This is a genomic window from Enorma timonensis, assembly GCF_000321165.1.
In the GTDB taxonomy this organism is placed as follows: domain Bacteria; phylum Actinomycetota; class Coriobacteriia; order Coriobacteriales; family Coriobacteriaceae; genus Enorma.
Window position 1 is genome coordinate 15,520 of record NZ_CAPF01000013.1, and the last position, 16,492, is coordinate 32,011.

The window sequence follows — 16,492 nt, forward strand, 5'->3', positions numbered from 1 at the left end:
AGGCGACGTGCCCGGCTGATAAAATGGTGTCAGACACCTTTTTATCAGGTTCAGATGATGCCGTCGAGGTAGTCACCCAAGTACTTATCAGGCGGGTACTCTATCTCGAGCGTTATGTCCCGGAAGTCCTCGTCGTAGAGCACCTTGTCCATCAGCTCGGTGCGGATCGGGTCGAAGAGCTGCTCGCGTTGATACTCCCAATCGTCCTCGTCGGGGACGTACGAGCCGTCCGTCTGCTTGATGAACGCGAACGACTGCCAGGTGGTATCGATATAGCCCGCGCCCGGCGCATCCCCGTTGTAGAACATCTCCTGCGCCGCCTTGAACACGCGGCCGACCTTCTGCTCGTCTGTGATGTCGCCGCCGCGATCGATGTAAACCTCGATGAGGTATTCGAAGGCCGTTTGGAAATCCAGTTGATAGCTGTTGGTGAATTCCACGGATACCGCAGCGGTTCCATCGTCGTAGCCGTATATGCCATCCACCTGCCACGACATGCCCTCGAGCATCCAGCGCGTGAACTCCTGCGCGTCCACGCCCGCATCGTCGAGTGTGTAGCCGAAGACCGCCTCGAAGCGGTCGTTGCACCAATCGGCGAGCTCGTCCACCGCGGCCTCGTCCTGTGCCATGAGCGGGTCGAGGTAGGCGGCGAGCTCATCGGTCATCTCCTGCTGCTCCGCCTCGGTGAGCTCGATCTCCTCGGGCTCGGACGCGGTGGAGGTCGTGTCGTCGCTCGTCGTGTCGCTCACGTCGTCCGACTGAACGGCGCGGGTTGTCGTCGTCTGCGACGCCGAGTTGGCGATGAGCGTGAACGCCGAGCAGCCGATCGTCATGAAGAGGACGAGGGCGAGCACGGAGCAGACGAGCCCGACGAGGCCGCAGACCTTGCCGACCTTTGCCATGACGCTCGCGCCGCCCGCCTGGGTATAGGAGTGGGCGAGCATGACGGCGATGATGCAGAGCACGATGCCCACGATGATAGAGGGGCTGAACAAGAGGCCGATGATGCCGCAGACGAGCGACGCGATGGCGAGGTGGTCGTCGGCCGGGCGGGGAGCGTTGCCGGGCGCCGTGGGCGCGTCCGGCGCGATGGGCGGCGGAACCGTGCCCGTCGCCGCGTCCGAGCGCGCACCCGCCTGCCCGCTCGGTTCATCCGAGGTGATGGGGTCGGGTTCGGGTGCGTTGATGGGGGAGGGGTCGGTTGCGCCGCGCGGTGCCACCGAGGCGCCGCAGAACGGGCAGAACGTCGCAGAATCGGGCAGTTCCTTACCACAGGACGAGCAGAACATAGGGTGCCTCCTATTCCATCGCCTGCCTTCGATTATAGCCAGAGCGCAAGAGCGCGAGGGGCGGGATGCCGCTCGCGCTCTTTTGGTAACGAACGCCCCGCCGGGCGGGCGGGTATGTCACAGGGGCCTACGAGCGCTTGCGCGTCGTCCGGCGGGTCGTGCCCTTCGTCTTCACGGCCGAGACCTTGGTTGCGGCGGGCGCGGCGGCATCGGCTTTCTCGGCAGCGGGCTTCGCGGCAGCGGGGGCGGGCTCAGTGGCCTGCTTGGCCGCGGGCTTCGAAGCGGCGGCGGGCTTGGCGGGCGCGGTGGCCGGTTCAGCGGCGGGGGCCTTGGGCGCCGCGGCCTTCGCGGGCGCAGCCTTGGCGGTCGGCGTCTTGGCCTTGGTTGCCTTCGCGGTGGCCGCAGGCTTCTTGGCCGTGGTCTTCACAGCCGTCGCCTTGGGAGCGGCAGCCTTCGCGGGCGCTGCCTTGGTAGTCGTCGCCTTGGGTTCGGTCGCCTTCGGGGTGGTCGTGGGCTTCTCAGCGGCCGCCGGCTCCGTGGAGGTCTTGGCCGCGGTGGTCTTGGTGGCAGCCGTCTTCGTCGTAGCCTTGGCCGTCGTGGTCTTGGCCGCTGCCGTGCTCGACTTCGCGGCTGTGGCCTTCGCGGTGGAGGTCGCCTTCGTCGCCGTCTTCTTGGCAGCGGTGGTCGACTTTGCGGCCGTGGCCTTCGTCGCGCTCTTCGTCGATGCGGCGCTCGCCTTGGTCGCGGCGGTCTTCCGCGTTGTCGTGCGCTTCGTCGCGGGCTTCTTGGCCGCAGGCTTCGCCTCGGGCTCGGGCATGGCCTCTGCCTCCTGCTTGGCCTCAGCCTCGGGCTCCGCCTCCGGCGCCTCCTTGGCCTTCGGTGCCGGCTGCGCTTCCGCGGCGGGCTTCACCTCGGGCTCGGTCGCAGCCTCGGCCTTCGGCTCCTCGACCTTGGTCTCGGCCGCGGACTCCGGTGCGGCCTCGGCCTTCGGCTCCTCCACGACCGGCGGGTACGCGTCGGTGTCCGGGCGCAGCCAGCGGTAGAGGTCGATGTAGGCGTGCGCGCTCTTCGCCCAGCTGAAATCGCGCGTCATGGCGTTGTGCACGAGCTTGTCGAACTCGGCGCGGTCGTCCCAGAACAGGCGCGCGCCGCGGAAGACGGCGTCGCCCATCTCCTCGCCGTTGAAGTTGGCGAATGAGAAGCCGGTGCCCTCGCCGGTGAACTGGTTGTACGGCTGCACGGTGTCGCGCAGGCCGCCCGTCTCGCGCACCACGGGCAGGGTGCCGTAGCGCATGGCGATCATCTGCGACAGGCCGCACGGCTCGAAGAGCGACGGCATGAGGAACATGTCCGCGCCGGCGTACATGCGGTGGGAGAGGGCGTTGTCGAACGTGATGCGCGCGGCGCACGTGCCGGGGTACTTGTTCGCGAAGTAGCGCACGGGCTCCTCGTAATCGCCGGTGCCGAGGATGGCCACCTGCACGCCGCCGGAGAGGATGCGGTCGAGCGCGTACGTCACGAGGTCCATGCCCTTCTGGCGCGTGAGGCGCGTGACCATGACCATGAGCGGGCGGTCGTCGCGTACCTCGAGGCCCAGCTCCTCCTGGAGCGCCCGCTTGCACGCAGCCTTGCCGGACATGTCGTCCACGCTGTAGTTCGCGCAGATCATGGGGTCGGTCGCGGGGTTCCACGCATCGGTGTCGATGCCGTTCAGGATGCCCTGGAGCGAGATGGAGCGTTCGCGCAGGACCCCGTCGAGGCCCTCGCCGTACTCGGGCGTCTGGATCTCGGCTGCATAGGTCGGGCTCACCGTGGTGATGGCGTCGGCGTAGTGCAGGCCGCCCAGCATGAAGTTGATGGAGCGGTCGTCGCAGCGCAGCTGGCGCGCCGCGTTGGGGATATGCGCGAGGCCCAGGATGTCGTTTAAGATGGCATCGGAATACTGGCCCTGGAAGGCGATGTTGTGGATGGAGAACACCGTCTTCACGCGCTCGTAGAGCGGCAGCCCCTGGTAGAACTCGCGCAGGAACACGGGCGCGAGCGCGGTGTGCCAATCGTTGCAGTTCAGCACGTCGCACTGGAAGCCCTCGGGCAGGTGCTGCAGGCTCTCGCAGACGGCCTTCGAGAAGAAGGCGAAGCGCTCGCCGTCATCGAAGAAGCCGTACGGGTAGCTGCGGTTGAAGTAGTGCTCGTTGTCGACGAAGAGGTACGTGACGCCGTTCTGGTCGAGCCGCTCGAGGCCGCAGTACTCGTTGCGCCAGCCCAGAGGCACGTAGAAGTCGCACATGTGCGTCATGCGGCTCTTGTACTCATCCGGGATGCTCGCGTACTTCGGTACCATCACGATGACGTCCGCGCCGGCCTCGACGAGCGCGCGCGGAAGCGACCCTGCGACGTCGCCCAGGCCGCCCGTCTTCACGAAGGGCGCGGCCTCGGCCGACGCGATGACGATCTGCATTTTCTTTCCTGTCATGGGAACCCCCCTAAACAGTTCGAGTACCGGACGTCGGGCGTGGGGCACCCGCCGTCCCAAAACCGCCGCCCGGTAGCACCGGACGGCGGTTTCATTGTAGCGAAGTTTTGCTATGCGGCGCCAATTACCCCATCTGGTTCTTGCCCACGACGAGGATCGAGTCGGGCGTGCCGCGCAGCTCGGTGTTCGCCGGCACCGTGTTGCCCTTGTCGAGGATGGCGTTCTCCACGCGCGCACCGCTCTTGATGACGCAGGACTGCATGATGATGCTGTTCGTCACGTTCGCGCCGCTCTCGACGATGACGCCGCGCGCCAGGATGGAGCCGCGCACCGTGCCCTGGATCTCGCAGCCGGCCGAGATGAGCGAGTTCGTGGCGTTGCTGCCCGTGAAGTACTTCGCCGGCGGCGCGTCGTGCGCCTTCGTCATGATCGGGCGGTCGTGGCGGAAGAGCTGGTCGGCCACATCGGGGTTCAGAAGCTCCATGGAGCGGTCGTAGTAGGTGCGCTCGTCGAAGATGCCGATCGCGAGGCCCTTGAACTCGTAGCTGCACACGTCGATGAGGCTGAAGTCGCCGGCGATGGCCTCGAAGAGGTCGAGGTAGTCGGCGCTCTGGTAGCGCTCGATGATCTGCAGAAGCAGGTCGCGGTTGACGACGAAGCAGTCGATGAACTTGTTGTCGCCGTACTCGCAGCCCGGCTCGACCTTCTGCACGCGGCCGCGGTCGCCGATGATGAGGCGCGAGCAGTCCGTGTGCTTGCGCTCGGCCTTCACGTACACCATGGTGAGGCCGGCGCCGCTGCGCTCGTGCGCGTCGATGATCTCGTCGAGCTCGAGGTTGAAGATGATGTTCGACGCCATCATGACCACGTAGGGCTTGTCGGAGCGCTGGAACAGCTCCTTGTTGGAGATGATGTCGCGCAGCAGGAAGCGCATGCCCTGCTTCGTGGTGCCGTAGGGGTTGCCCGGGACGGGGAAGAGGCCGCCCTTCTTGCGGTCGAGCATCCAGTCCTTGCCGTGTCCCACATGGTCCAGGATGGAGCGCCAGTTGCCCGGGAGCACGAGGCCCACGGTGCGGATCCCCGCGTTCGCCATGTTGGAGAGCGGGAAGTCGATGAGGCGGTAGCGGCCGATGAACGGGACGGAGGCGATGGAGCGGCTCTCGACGAGCGCGCTCTTCTCCGTGCCGGCGTAGTTAGCGGTGATGTAGCCGATGGCCTTGTTGTTGATCATCGGTTCATTCCCCCTTCCCGATAACGACGTCGTTTCCAACGACGGCCGTATCCTTCGTGGTGTCGACGGAGCCGAGCTTCACGCCCTCCTCCACGACGGCGTTCTCGCCCAGGATGGCGCGGCTCACGTACGCGCCGCTCTTCACCACGGCGCCGGGCAGCAGCACGGAGTCCTCCACCACGGCGCGCTCGCCCACGACGGCGTCCGTGGAGATGATGGAGTGGCGCACGGTGCCCAGGATGCGGCAGCCGTTCGAGATGAGGCAGTCGTCCACGCGACCGTCCGGGCCGATGTAGTGCGGCGGGCGCGTGAGGTCGTTCGACATGACGGGCACGGTCTTGTCGAACAGGTCGAAGGCCGGGTTCTGCCCGAGCAGGTCCATCGAGGTCTCGTGGTAGCTCGCGATGGTGCCCACGTCGCGCCAGAAGCCGTGGAACTCGTGGACGAAGAGGCGCTTGCCGTCGGCGAGGGCGCCGGGGATGATGTCGCCGCCGAAGTCGTGGCTCGAGCGCTGGTTCACGGCGTCGTCCTCGAGCGTCTTGATGAGGAAGTCGGCGGTGAAGATGTAGATGCCCATCGAGGCGAGGTTGGACTCGGGCTTCTCGGGCTTCTCGTCGAAGCGCGTGATGCGGCCATCGGAGTCGGCGGTGAGGATGCCGAAGCGGCTCGCCTCCTCCCACGGCACGGGCATGACCGCGATGGTGAGGTCGGCGCCGTTGGCGATGTGCGAATCGAGCATGGCGCGGTAGTCCATGCGGTAGAGCGCGTCACCGGAGAGGATGAGCACGTACTCCGGGTCGTGCGACTTGATGTAATCGAGGTTCTGCGTCACCGCGTCGGCGGTGCCGGCGTACCATGCGCCGCCCTCCTGGGTGGCGTACGGCGGCAGGATCGAGACGCCCGCGCCCTTCTCGTCCAGGTCCCAGGCGCTGCCCGAGCCCAGGTAGGCGTGCAGCTGGTAGGGGCGGTACTGGGTGAGGACGCCCACCGTGTCGATGCCGGAGTTCGCGCAATTCGACAGCGTGAAGTCGATGATGCGGTACTTCCCCCCGAACGAGACCGCGGGCTTCGCGATCTTCGACGTGAGCGCGCCGAGCCTGCTTCCCTGCCCACCGGCGAGGAGCATGGCGATGCATTCCTTCTTGCTCATCGTGTGTTCCCTTCAGAATCCGTGCAGATTTCCCTTCTAGCCCGGGGATGCCGCCCCGGGGTGTCCTTGCGTCGTCGTGGCCTGTCCTTACATCACGCTCCCCAGATCTCGTCGCGGTACTCGCGGATGGTGCGGTCGCTCGAGAACCAACCCGAGCACGCGGTGTTATGAAGCGCCCTGCGGTTCCAGTCCATATGGTCGGAGTAGCCCTGCGTGAGCTCCTCCCAAGCCTGGACGTAGGAAGCGAAGTCCTTCATGACGAGGTCATGGTCGTTGCCGTTCATGAGCTCGTTGAAGATGCTCTCGAAGTTGCCGGAGAGGGCGGCGAACGTGTCGTCGGTGAGCTCGTCGATCACGCGGCCCAGGCGGTCCGGGTCGGCGTTGTACATGTCCCAGGCGAAGTGCATGCCGCTCGCGCGCAGCTCGTCGACCTCGGGGGCGGTGAGGCCGAAGATCTTCTCGTTCTCCGCGCCGGCGAGGTTCACGATCTCGATGTTCGCGCCGTCCATGGTGCCGAGCGTGATGGCGCCGTTCATCATGAGCTTCATGTTCGAGGTGCCCGAGGCCTCCATGCCGGCCGTGGAGATCTGCTCCGAGATCTCGGCGGCGGGGTAGATGAGCTGGGCGTTCGAGACGCGGAAGTTGGGGATGAAGCAGACCTTCATGACCTCGTTCACGCGCGGGTCGTTATTCACCACGTCCGCGACCGAGTTGATGAGGCGGATCGTCTCCTTGGCGAAGGTGTAGCTCGAGGCGGCCTTGCCCGAGAAGATGAACGTCGTGGGCGCCACGCGGAAGTTCGGGTCGGCGATGCGGCGGTTGTAGATGTCCATCACCTTGAAGATGTTGAGCAGCTGGCGCTTATAGGCGTGGAAGCGCTTGACCTGCACGTCGAAGATCGAGTTCGGGTCGATGGCAAGGCCGCACTCGCGCTGCACGTAGTTGGCGAGGCGCACCTTGTTCTCGTGCTTCGAGGCGCTCACGCGCTCGAGGAAGGCCGGGTCGCCCTCGAAGGCCTCGAGCTTCGAGAGCTCGGCGGCGTCGTCGAGCCAGCCCGTGCCGATCGCCTCGGTGATGAGCTTCGCGTAGGAGGGGTTCGCCTCGGCGAGGAAGCGGCGGGGCGAGATGCCGTTCGTCTTGTTGTTGAACTTCTGCGGGGTGAGGGCGTAGAAGTCCTTGAGCGTCTCGCGCTCGAGGATGTCGGTGTGGAGCTTGGCCACGCCGTTCACCGAATGGCTGCAGATCACCGAGAGGTTCGCCATGCGCACCTCGCCGTCCCACAGGATCGCCGTCTGGCGCAGACGGTCCTGCCAGCCGTCCTGGCTGCGGTCGAAGGCGGCGTTGTAGCGGCGGCTGATCTCGTCGATGATCTGGTACACGCGCGGCAGGAGCTTCGAGAACGTGGAGATGGGCCACTTCTCGAGCGCCTCGGGAAGGATCGTGTGGTTGGTGTAGGAGATGGTCTTCGTGGTGATGTCCCACGCCTCGTCCCACTCGAGGTTCTCCTCGTCCACGAGCACGCGCATGAGCTCGGGGCCGCACATGGCGGGGTGGGTGTCGTTCGTGTGGATGGCGACGTACTGGGGCAGGAGCTTCCAGTCCGAGCCGTGCTCCTTGCGGAACGTGTCGAGCACGCTGTTGATGCCCGCGGCCACGAAGAGGTACTCCTGCTTCAGGCGGAGGAGCCGCCCGTGCTCGCCCGCGTCGTTGGGGTAGAGGATGGCGCTGATGGCCTCCGCCTCGGCGCGGTGCGCCTGGGCCTTGGCGTAGTCGCCCGCGTTGAAGGCGTCGAGGTCGAACTCCTCCTCGACCGGCTCGGCGCTCCACACGCGTAGCTTGTTGACGGTGTTGCCGCCGTAGCCAACGACCGGGATGTCATAGGGGACGGCGAGCACGTCGTCGGTGCCCTCGGTGTGGTAGCGCATGCGGCCGTTCTCCTCGGTGCCCACCACGTGGCCGCCGAAGCCGATCCGCACGGCCTTGTCCTGGCGGCGGACCTCCCACGGGTAGCCGTGGACGAGCCAGTCGTCGGTGGTCTCGTGCTGCGCGCCGTTCACGATTTCCTGCTTGAAGAGGCCGTAGCGGTAGCGCATGCCGTTGCCGTAGCCGGCGATGCCCTCGTGGGCCATGGAGTCGAGGAAGCAGGCGGCGAGGCGTCCGAGGCCGCCGTTGCCGAGCGCGGGGTCGGGCTCGTACTCCTCGAGCGCCTCGAGGTTGGAGCCCATCTCCTCGAGCGCCTCGGCCACGAGGTCGCGCACGCCGAAGTTGATGAGGTAGTTATCGAGCAGGCGGCCGATGAGGAACTCGATGGAGAAGTAGTACACGCGCTTCTGGCCGGTGTCGTGCACGCGCTTCTCGGTCTCGGTCTGGACGGAGCGCGCCTTGCTCGCCACGAGCTTCACGAGCGCCTGGAAGCGGTCGAAGTCGCTCGTCATCTCGAAGGGCTTGCCCGACAGCGACGTGACCGACGATAGGTAGAGCTCCTTGAACTCCTCCTTGCTTTCAAAGATCCTGTTCATGACGTCCTTTCTTCTTTGGATGATCGTATCTTGGGCGGGCACGTAGGGAGCCTACGGTTGCTCGGTGGGGTCGGTGATGGGGGCGAGCTTGTGCTTGCTGCGGCGGCGCCTGGGCTTCGGCGGCACGAAGGTGCTTCTGCCCACGCGCTTGAGCACGAGTCCGGCGAGGCCGGGCAGGGCGATGGTCAGCTGGTCTCCGCAGCCGTTCCACGGGTAGGGCGCGCTCATGTAGCTCGCGTTGTCCGTGAAGCCGCTGCCGCCATACTCGGGCTCGTCGGTGTTGAAGATGACCTTCCACTCGCCCTCGGTGGGGACGCCCACGTTGAAGCGCTCGTAGGAGGCGGGGTTGAAGTTGATGACGATTACGAGGTCGTCGGCCGGGTCGTCGTCGTGGCGCACGAAGGAGATGATAGACTGCTGGGCGTCGTCGGCGTCGAGCCAGGTGAGGCCGTCCGGAGTGTAGGCGTGCTGCCAGAAGGCGGGCTCGTCGCGGTAGAGGTGGTTGAGGGCGCGGATGAACTGCTGGTGCCGCGCGTTCACGGCGTAGCGCTCGGTGAGGAACCACTCGATCGACTCGTAGTAGCGCCACTCGATGCCCTGGGCGATCTCGTTGCCCATGAAGTTCAGCTGCGCGCCGGGGTGCGCGGCCTGGTAGAAGGCGAGGGTGCGCAGGCCCGCGAACTGGCGCCACCAATCGCCGGGCATGCGACCCAAAAGCGAGCGCTTGCCGTTCACCACCTCGTCGTGGGAGAGCGGCATGATGAAGTTCTCGCTGAAGGCGTAGTGGAACGTGAACGTGAGCATGCCGTGGTTGCCCGGGCGCCAGGGGAAGTCGGTCTGCATGTAGTGCAGCGTGTCGTTCATCCAGCCCATGTCCCACTTGTAGTGGAAGCCCAGGCCGTTGTTCTCCTCCGGCGGCAGGGTCACGCCCGGCCAGGCGGTCGATTCCTCCGCGATCATCATGACGTCGGGGAACTCGCGGCCCACGGTGGTGTTCACCTGCTGGATGAAGCTGATGGCGTCGAGGTCGCCTTCGTCGCCGTACTTGTTGAACTTCTTGAGGCGCGGGTCGTCCACGCCGAAGTTCAGGTAGAGCATGCTCGAGACGCCGTCCATGCGCAGGCCGTCGGCATGGAAGACCTCGAGCCAGAAGAGCGCGTTGGACACGAGGAAGCTGCGCACCTCGCCGCGGCCGAAATCGAACTTGTGGGTGCCCCAGTTGGGGTGCACCTCGCGCTCGAAGAGCATCTGGCCGTTGAAGTTCGCGAGCCCCTCGTCATTGGCGCAGAAGCCGCCCGGCACCCAGTCGAGGATGACGCCGATGCCGGCCTGGTGGCAGGCGTCGACGAAGTGCATGAACTGCTTGGGCGTGCCGTAGCGCGCGGTGGCCGCGTAGTAGCCGGTGCCCTGGTAGCCCCACGAGCCGTCGAAGGGGTGCTCCATGACGGGCATGACCTCGATGTGCGTGTAGCCCATGTCGCGAACGTAGTCGACGAGCTCCACCGAGAGGTCGTCGTAGGTGTAGAACGTGCCGCGCTGGGCGGGGAAGGGGTCGCCGGGGCCGGGGTAGGTGCCGTCCGGGCCGGGCTCGCCCTGCGGCTCGTTGCCGTGGCGCTTCCAGCTGCCCAGGTGCACCTCGTAGATGTTGAGCGGCTGCGTCATGTGGTCGTGGGTGCGCCGCTCCTCGAGCCAGGCCTCATCGCCCCATGCGTAGCCGGAGAGGTCCTGGAGCCGCGAGGCGGTGCCGGGCTGCTCCTCAGCGAAGAAGCCATACGGGTCGGCCTTGTAGAGGAGCCGTCCGTCGTGCGTCTCGATGACGTACTTATAGAGCTCGCCCTCGGCGAGGCCGGGTACGAAGCCCTGCCAGATGCCGCTCGTGGCGAGCGGGGCGAGCGGGTTGGCCTTCGCGTCCCAGCCGTTGAAGGGGCCGACGACGTGGACGCTGCGCACATCGGGCGCCCAGACGGCGAAGTGCCAGCCCGCGACGCCGTCCTGGACGTCGGGGTGGCCGCCGAGCTTCTCCCAGCTCCTGTTCCAGGTGCCGGTGGCGAAGAGGTACCGGTCGTTATCGGTGATGATGAGGCAGGGTGCCTGAGCATCGGGAGATGACGTGCCCGCCTTGGGCTCCGCGCTTGCGGTGATGTTGGTATCCACGTGCGCTTCCAATCGTCCGGGCAGCTCACGGCTGCCGTCCCATAGCCTGTGTCGCGGGTTCCGCTGCGTCTCGGGTAGCACGATCGGTCGCGTTCCACGGGCGGAGCGCGGGTGGAACCTGGACACGTTAAGGATACCACCGGGGATGCGGCAAGGGCGCAACGAGGCGAGGGACGGTAGGTATTGGTTCGTGGACGAACGAGCTTGACAAAGCCGCCCCGTCGCGGTACGGAGCCATTGGGGAGTCATTGGGGACGGGTTCAATTGACTCACCGAGTCAATGGGGACGGGTTCAATTGACTCATCGGGCCGCCGCCGGCACGCGCCGTCTCTGCTACCATGCTGAAAGATCGCGACGCGAAAGGAACCAGCATGCCCGCTTCCCCCATTTTCATCTTCGACTGCGACGGAACGCTCATCGACTCGATGGGCATGTGGCTCGACATCCAGCCCAAGTTGCTCGCGAGCTACGGCGTCGAGACGACGGCCGAGGATTTTGCGCGGTTCGAGTCGCTGTCGGTGGAGGAGGAGTGCATCGCCTACCACGAGACGTGGGGGGTGGGCGCGTCCGGCGCGGATGTGTACGCGCGCCTGGACGAGATGCTGCTGCAGGCCTACCGCACCGTGGTGCCCGCCCGCGCGGGCGTGCCGGCCTTCCTCGCCCGGGCGCAGGCGGCGGGCATCCCGTGCGCCATCGCCACCTCCACGCCGGAGCACCTCGTTCGCGCCGGGCTCGCCGCGAACGGCCTCGAGGGGTTCTTCCCCGTCATCGTGACGACGGAGATGGCCGGCCGCTCGAAGGATTTCCCCGACGTGTACGATCTGGCCCTCAGCCGCCTATGCGCGCACGAGGGCATCGAGGTGCCCGCCCGCGGCGAGGTGCGGGTGTTCGAGGACGCGCCGTTCGGCTTGAGGAGCGCGGGCGGCGCCGGGTACCGGACGGTCGGCATCTTCGACCCGCACGGGCGCGGCACGCGCGAGGAGGTGTTCGCGCTCGCCGACATCGCGGTGGACGAGTTCACCGAGCTGGGGGATGCGTTCTGGGACGAGGTGGGTGCGAGCCATGGCGCGTAATGCCCGAGGGCGGCGCGCCGCGCCCGTGCTCGTGGTGGGCGGCTCGCCCGTGCGGGCATCGGCCGAGACGCTCAGGCGCGCGGCGCGGGGCTGCCAGGCGATCGTCGCGGTCGACCGCGGGCTCGACGCCCTCATCGCGGCAGGGATGGCCTGCGACCTCTTCTGCGGGGATGCCGACTCGGTGAGTCCGGAGGGTGCGGCGCGCGTGCGCACGGCTGAGCACGTGAAGCTGCAGGGGGATGCCGCCGCGTTCGATGTCGTGCGTTACAACCCGCATAAGGACGATACGGACCTAGGCCTCGCGCTCGCGGAGGTTGCTGCCCGCTACCCCGGGGCGCCCGTGCGCGCAACCTGCCTTGCGGGCGGAAAGCCCGACCATGCGCTCGCCGTGCTCGGGCGGCTCGCGACGTGGCCCCATGGCGTCGAATGGATCGAGGACGCATTTGAGGGACGCGTGCTGCGCGGGGGCATGGCGTGGGAGATCGCGGGTGCGCGCGGTGTTCGCTTCTCCTTCGTGCCGCTCGGCGCGGAAGGGGTCGAGGTGTCGGAGCGCGGCATGCGCTGGGAGCTCGACCATGCGCGGGTGCCGCTCCTTTCCGACCTGGGCATCTCGAACGTCATCGAGGCCGATCCCGCGCGCATCACCTGCCACGCCGGCACCCTCGTCTGCTGGCTCTTCGGAATGTAAATTTACCCCAGGGGTTATTTTACGTTCGCGAAAGGACTGCTCGCGTTTTGCTGCACACCCTACACCGCGAACGTAAAATAACCCCTGGGGTAAATTTACATCTATAGCAAGAGCCCCTCGGCCTGATGCAGGGGAACAGGCCGAGGGGCTCCATGCTAAAGTGCGTTCAGAGCCCGTCTTACTGGTAGTCGAAGACGTCGATCCAGCTCATGAGGAACTCCTCATCGACCTTGCGGCCGCGCGCGAGCTCGGAGGCGGCGATGACGGGGAGCCACTGGCGCACGATCTGCTTGGGCATGTCGGCGCGCTCGCAGTACACGTCGAGGTAGGCCTCGGCCTGCTCCTTGCTCGTGAGCGAGAAGAGCAGGTAGGTCATGGCGACGTCGGCCTCGGGAGCACCCTGGGTGGCGTGCGCCCAGTCGCAGACGGAGAGCGTGCCGTCCTCGCTCACGATGACGTTCGTGGGGTTGAAGTCGCCATGGCACACGCTCGCGCCCTTCTTGAGGCCGTCGAGGCGCTCGAGCAGGTTGTAGCGGGTCGTGGCGTTGATGGCCTCGAGGCCGTTGATCATGCGCGCGTACTTCGGCCCCTGAAGGTTCAGCAGGGGCGAGGAGTAGCCGTGGATCTCGATCTGCAGGTCGACGAACTGCTCGAGGTACTCGCCGAAGCGCTGGGGCTCGGCCTCGATCTTCTCGGCGAGCGTCACGCCGGGCACCTTGCTCGTGATGAGCGCCCAGCCCGTCTCGTCGCCCTCGACCTGGGCGACCTCGAGCGCGCGCGGGCTGCGGATGCCGCACTCGTTGACGCGCGCCAGGTTGAGCGCCTCATTGAACACGTCGGAGACCGGCTTGGTCTCGTTGAAGACCTTGGCGATCTTGTCGCCCAGGTCGTAGACGACCTTGTTGCCGCGACGCGCGATCTCGATCTTGGAATCGGGGAGGATCATAGCGATACCGTCCTTTCTGTGGGTGAACCTTGCCTTCATGGTACCCCTCGATGCGCAGAGCGCCGTCCGCGAACGAGGCGAACGGCGCTCTGCATCAGGTGGGCGCGTTATGCGCCGGCGGGTGCGCGGTGCTTACGCCTCGTAGGACTTCGGCTCGCGGCCGTAGTACGCGTCGAGGTAGAGCTCCTTGATCTCGGAAATGAGCGGGTAGCGCGGGTTGGCGCCGGTGCACTGGTCGTTGAAGGCCTGCTCGCTCATCTCGTCGAGGGTGTCGAGGAAGTACTTCTCGTCCACGCCGTACTCGGCGATGGTCTTCTTGATGCCGATCTCGTCCATGAGGCCCTCGAGCTTCTTGATGAAGTTCTCGAACACCTCGGCATCGTCCTTGCCCGTGCAGCCGCAGTAGCGACCCATCTCGGCGTAGTCATGCAGCGCGTGCGGGTACTGGTACTGCGAGAAGGTGCCCATCTTCACCGGCTTCTCGGCCGCGTTGTAGCGCATGACGCGCGTGAGGATGACGGCGTTGGCCAGGCCGTGGGGCAGGTGATGGTAGGCGCCGAGCTTGTGGGCCATGGAGTGGTTGAGGCCCAGGAAGGCGTTCGCGAAGGCCATGCCGGCGAGGCAGGAGGCGTTGTGCATCTCCTCGCGGGCGTGCGGGTCGGCGGCGCCCTTCTCGTAGGCCGTGGGCAGGTTCTCGAACACGAGCTTGGCGGCGCGCATGGAGAGGCCCTTGGTGTAGTCGGAGCTCATGATGGAGACGTAGGACTCGATGGCGTGCGTCATGACGTCGATACCGGAGGCGCAGGTGAGGCCCTTCGGCGCGGTCATGGCGTTGTCAACGTCGACGATGGCCATGTTCGGCATGAGCTGGTAGTCGGTGATGGGCCACTTGATGCCGGTCTCGGCGTCGGTGATGATGGCGAACGGCGTGACCTCGGAGCCCGTGCCCGAAGAGGTGGGGACGGCCACGAAGTAGGCCTTCTTGCCCATCTCGGGGAAGGTGTAGACGCGCTTGCGGATGTCCATGAAGTCCATGGCCATGTCCTCGAAGTTCGCCTCGGGGTGCTCGTACATGAGCCACATGATCTTGCCGGCGTCCATGGCGGAGCCGCCGCCGACGGCGATGATGAGGTCGGGCTCGAACAGGCGCATGCGCTCCACGCCGCGCTCGGCGTCCTGCAGGCGCGGGTCGGGCTGGATGTCGTAGAAGCAGTCGTGCGCGACGCCCATCTCATCGAGCTTGGCCTCGATGGCGCGGCAGTTGCCGTTCTTGTAGAGGAACTGGTCGGTCACGATGAAGGCGCGCTTCTTGCCCATGACGCGACCGAGCTCGTCGAGCGCGACGGGCGTGCAGCCCTTCTTGAAATACACCTTCTCGGGAGCGCGGAACCACAGCATGTTCTCGCGGCGCTCCGCGACGGACTTGATGTTGAGCAAGTGCTTCACCCCAACGTTCTCGGAGACGGAGTTGCCACCCCAGGAGCCGCAGCCCAGCGTGAGGGACGGCTTCATGGCGAAGTTGTAGAGGTCGCCGATGCCACCCTGGCTGGAGGGCGTGTTGATCACGATGCGGCAGGCCTTCATGGTCTTCTCGAAGAGCTCGATCTTCTCCTTCTCGGCGGGGTGCACGTACAGCGACGCGGTGTGGCCCGGGCCGCCGGCGAGCACGAGGTGCTCGGCCTTGTCGACGGCCTCCTGGTAGGTCTTGGCGTGGTACATGGCGAGCACCGGGGAGAGCTTCTCGTGGGAGAACTCCTCCTTGAGCGGGTCGGTCGAGGTGACCTCGGCGATGAGGATCTTCGTCTTGGCGGGCACCTCGATGCCGGCGAGCTCGGCGATCTTGGCGGCGGGCATGCCGGGGATGCGGTGGTCGAGGGCGCCGTTCTTGAACATGGCCTCGCGCAGGCTCTCGAGCTCCTTGCCCTTCTTCACGAAGTAGCAGCCGCGGCGCTGGAACTCGGCCTTGACCTCGTCGTAGATGGAGTCGAGCACGGTCACGGACTGCTCGCTCGCGCAGATCATGCCGTTGTCGAAGGTCTTGGAGTGGATGATGGAGTTCACGGCGTTGAGCACGTCGGCCGTCTCGTCGATGACGACGGGGGTGTTGCCGGCGCCGACGCCGAGGGCGGGCTTGCCGGAGGAGTAGGCGCTCTTCACCATGCCCGGGCCACCGGTGGCGAGGATGATGTCGACATCGCTCATGAGCTTGTTCGTGAGCTCGAGCGTGGGCTGGTCGATCCAGCCGATGATGCCCTCGGGCGCGCCGGCCTTGACGGCCGCCTCATAGACGACCTTGGCGGCCTCGATGGTGCACTTGGCGGCCGCGGGGTGCGGGGAGATGATGATGGCGTTGCGGGTCTTCAGGCAGATGAGGGTCTTGAAGATCGCGGTCGAGGTGGGGTTCGTGGTGGGGATGACCGCGCCCACGATGCCGATGGGCTCGGCGATCTTCGTCATGCCGTAGGCCTCGTCGCGCTCGATGACGCCGCAGGTCTTCGTGTTCTTGTAGGCATTGTAGATGTACTCGGCGGCGTAGTGGTTCTTGATGACCTTGTCCTCGAGCACACCGCGCTTGGTCTCCTCGACCGCCATCTTGGCGAGCGGGATACGCTGCTTGTTCGCAGCCATAGCCGCCTCGAAGAAGATCTTGTCCACCTGCTCCTGCGTGTAGGTGGCGAAGACCTTCTGGGCCTCGCGCATGTGCGCAAGCTTGGCCTCGAGGGCGTCGACGGAGTCGATGACCTCAGGGACCGCGGATGCCTTTTTCACCATGTGTCTCTCCTTGCGTATGGTGACCTATCCTACGGCCTCGATTTTAGCAAGATATTTCTCGGCGAACGGTAAGATTCCGGTAAATGGCGATTTTAAACGTTTCAACAATTTTGAACGTTTCAATTATGAACGTGCTGGTGAGCGCTTTGAAGAGCTTGTGAAGAAGCAGTGGGGGGATACGCGCGCAGCGTGCGCG

General features: G+C 66.0%; 10 protein-coding genes. 2 read left to right on the forward strand and 8 right to left on the reverse strand.

Annotation, left to right across the window (positions count from 1 at the left end; genetic code table 11):
* Positions 1–50: 50 nt before the first annotated feature.
* From BN423_RS01055 to glgB, 6 genes are all read right to left on the reverse strand, one after another.
* Positions 51–1,289 (reverse strand): zinc-ribbon domain-containing protein, encoded by a 1,239-nt coding sequence (locus tag BN423_RS01055; protein WP_019238427.1) that lies wholly within the window; start codon positions 1,287–1,289, stop codon positions 51–53.
* Between the two features lie 127 nt (positions 1,290–1,416).
* Complete coding sequence (glgA, locus tag BN423_RS01060) at positions 1,417–3,762, reverse strand: glycogen synthase GlgA (RefSeq protein WP_232385458.1); 2,346 nt, start codon at positions 3,760–3,762, stop codon at positions 1,417–1,419.
* 124 nt (positions 3,763–3,886) lie between these two features.
* Positions 3,887–4,993, reverse strand: a complete 1,107-nt coding sequence (glgD, locus tag BN423_RS01065; RefSeq protein ID WP_019238429.1) for a glucose-1-phosphate adenylyltransferase subunit GlgD — start codon at positions 4,991–4,993, stop codon at positions 3,887–3,889.
* Between the two features lie 4 nt (positions 4,994–4,997).
* Entirely contained in the window at positions 4,998–6,143 is a 1,146-nt protein-coding gene (locus BN423_RS01070) for a glucose-1-phosphate adenylyltransferase (protein WP_019238430.1), read from the reverse strand.
* A gap of 92 nt (positions 6,144–6,235) precedes the next feature.
* Positions 6,236–8,662 carry a glycogen/starch/alpha-glucan phosphorylase gene (locus BN423_RS01075; protein ID WP_019238431.1) on the reverse strand — a complete coding sequence of 809 codons (2,427 nt, stop codon included), beginning with the start codon at positions 8,660–8,662 and terminating at the stop codon, positions 6,236–6,238.
* Positions 8,663–8,713: 51 nt separating this feature from the next.
* The gene (glgB, locus tag BN423_RS01080; RefSeq protein ID WP_019238432.1) at positions 8,714–10,816 is read right to left on the reverse strand and encodes a 1,4-alpha-glucan branching protein GlgB; all 2,103 of its coding nucleotides are present in this window, start codon (positions 10,814–10,816) and stop codon (positions 8,714–8,716) included.
* A 372-nt stretch (positions 10,817–11,188) separates the two neighbouring features.
* On the opposite strand from glgB, the gene BN423_RS01085 reads away from it, so the two are divergent.
* Together BN423_RS01085 and BN423_RS01090 are read left to right on the forward strand one after the other, a co-directional pair.
* Entirely contained in the window at positions 11,189–11,890 is a 702-nt protein-coding gene (locus BN423_RS01085) for an HAD family hydrolase (protein ID WP_019238433.1), read from the forward strand.
* Positions 11,880–12,578, forward strand: coding sequence for a thiamine diphosphokinase (locus BN423_RS01090; RefSeq protein WP_019238434.1), 699 nt, complete (start codon positions 11,880–11,882; stop codon positions 12,576–12,578). Before BN423_RS01085 ends, BN423_RS01090 begins: the two co-directional genes overlap by 11 nt.
* A gap of 178 nt (positions 12,579–12,756) precedes the next feature.
* Here BN423_RS01090 and BN423_RS01095 read toward each other — a convergent pair whose 3' ends face one another.
* Together BN423_RS01095 and adhE are read right to left on the reverse strand one after the other, a co-directional pair.
* Positions 12,757–13,524 carry a phosphotransferase family protein gene (locus BN423_RS01095; RefSeq protein WP_019238435.1) on the reverse strand — a complete coding sequence of 256 codons (768 nt, stop codon included), beginning with the start codon at positions 13,522–13,524 and terminating at the stop codon, positions 12,757–12,759.
* Between the two features lie 132 nt (positions 13,525–13,656).
* Positions 13,657–16,296: a bifunctional acetaldehyde-CoA/alcohol dehydrogenase gene (gene adhE, locus BN423_RS01100; RefSeq protein ID WP_019238436.1), complete on the reverse strand. Its 2,640-nt coding sequence runs from the start codon at positions 16,294–16,296 to the stop codon at positions 13,657–13,659.
* Positions 16,297–16,492: the final 196 nt, after the last annotated feature.

Excerpts from the sequence above, each read along its gene's own strand:
- BN423_RS01095 (WP_019238435.1), bottom strand. The coding sequence starts at position 13,524 with ATGATCCTCCCCGATTCCAAGATCGAGATCGCGCGTCGCGGCAACAAG.
- BN423_RS01085 (WP_019238433.1), top strand. The coding sequence starts at position 11,189 with ATGCCCGCTTCCCCCATTTTCATCTTCGACTGCGACGGAACGCTCATC.
- BN423_RS01075 (WP_019238431.1), bottom strand. The coding sequence starts at position 8,662 with ATGAACAGGATCTTTGAAAGCAAGGAGGAGTTCAAGGAGCTCTACCTA.
- glgA (WP_232385458.1), bottom strand. The coding sequence starts at position 3,762 with ATGACAGGAAAGAAAATGCAGATCGTCATCGCGTCGGCCGAGGCCGCG.
- BN423_RS01070 (WP_019238430.1), bottom strand. The coding sequence starts at position 6,143 with ATGAGCAAGAAGGAATGCATCGCCATGCTCCTCGCCGGTGGGCAGGGA.
- BN423_RS01055 (WP_019238427.1), bottom strand. The coding sequence starts at position 1,289 with ATGTTCTGCTCGTCCTGTGGTAAGGAACTGCCCGATTCTGCGACGTTC.
- glgD (WP_019238429.1), bottom strand. The coding sequence starts at position 4,993 with ATGATCAACAACAAGGCCATCGGCTACATCACCGCTAACTACGCCGGC.
- BN423_RS01090 (WP_019238434.1), top strand. The coding sequence starts at position 11,880 with ATGGCGCGTAATGCCCGAGGGCGGCGCGCCGCGCCCGTGCTCGTGGTG.
- adhE (WP_019238436.1), bottom strand. The coding sequence starts at position 16,296 with ATGGTGAAAAAGGCATCCGCGGTCCCTGAGGTCATCGACTCCGTCGAC.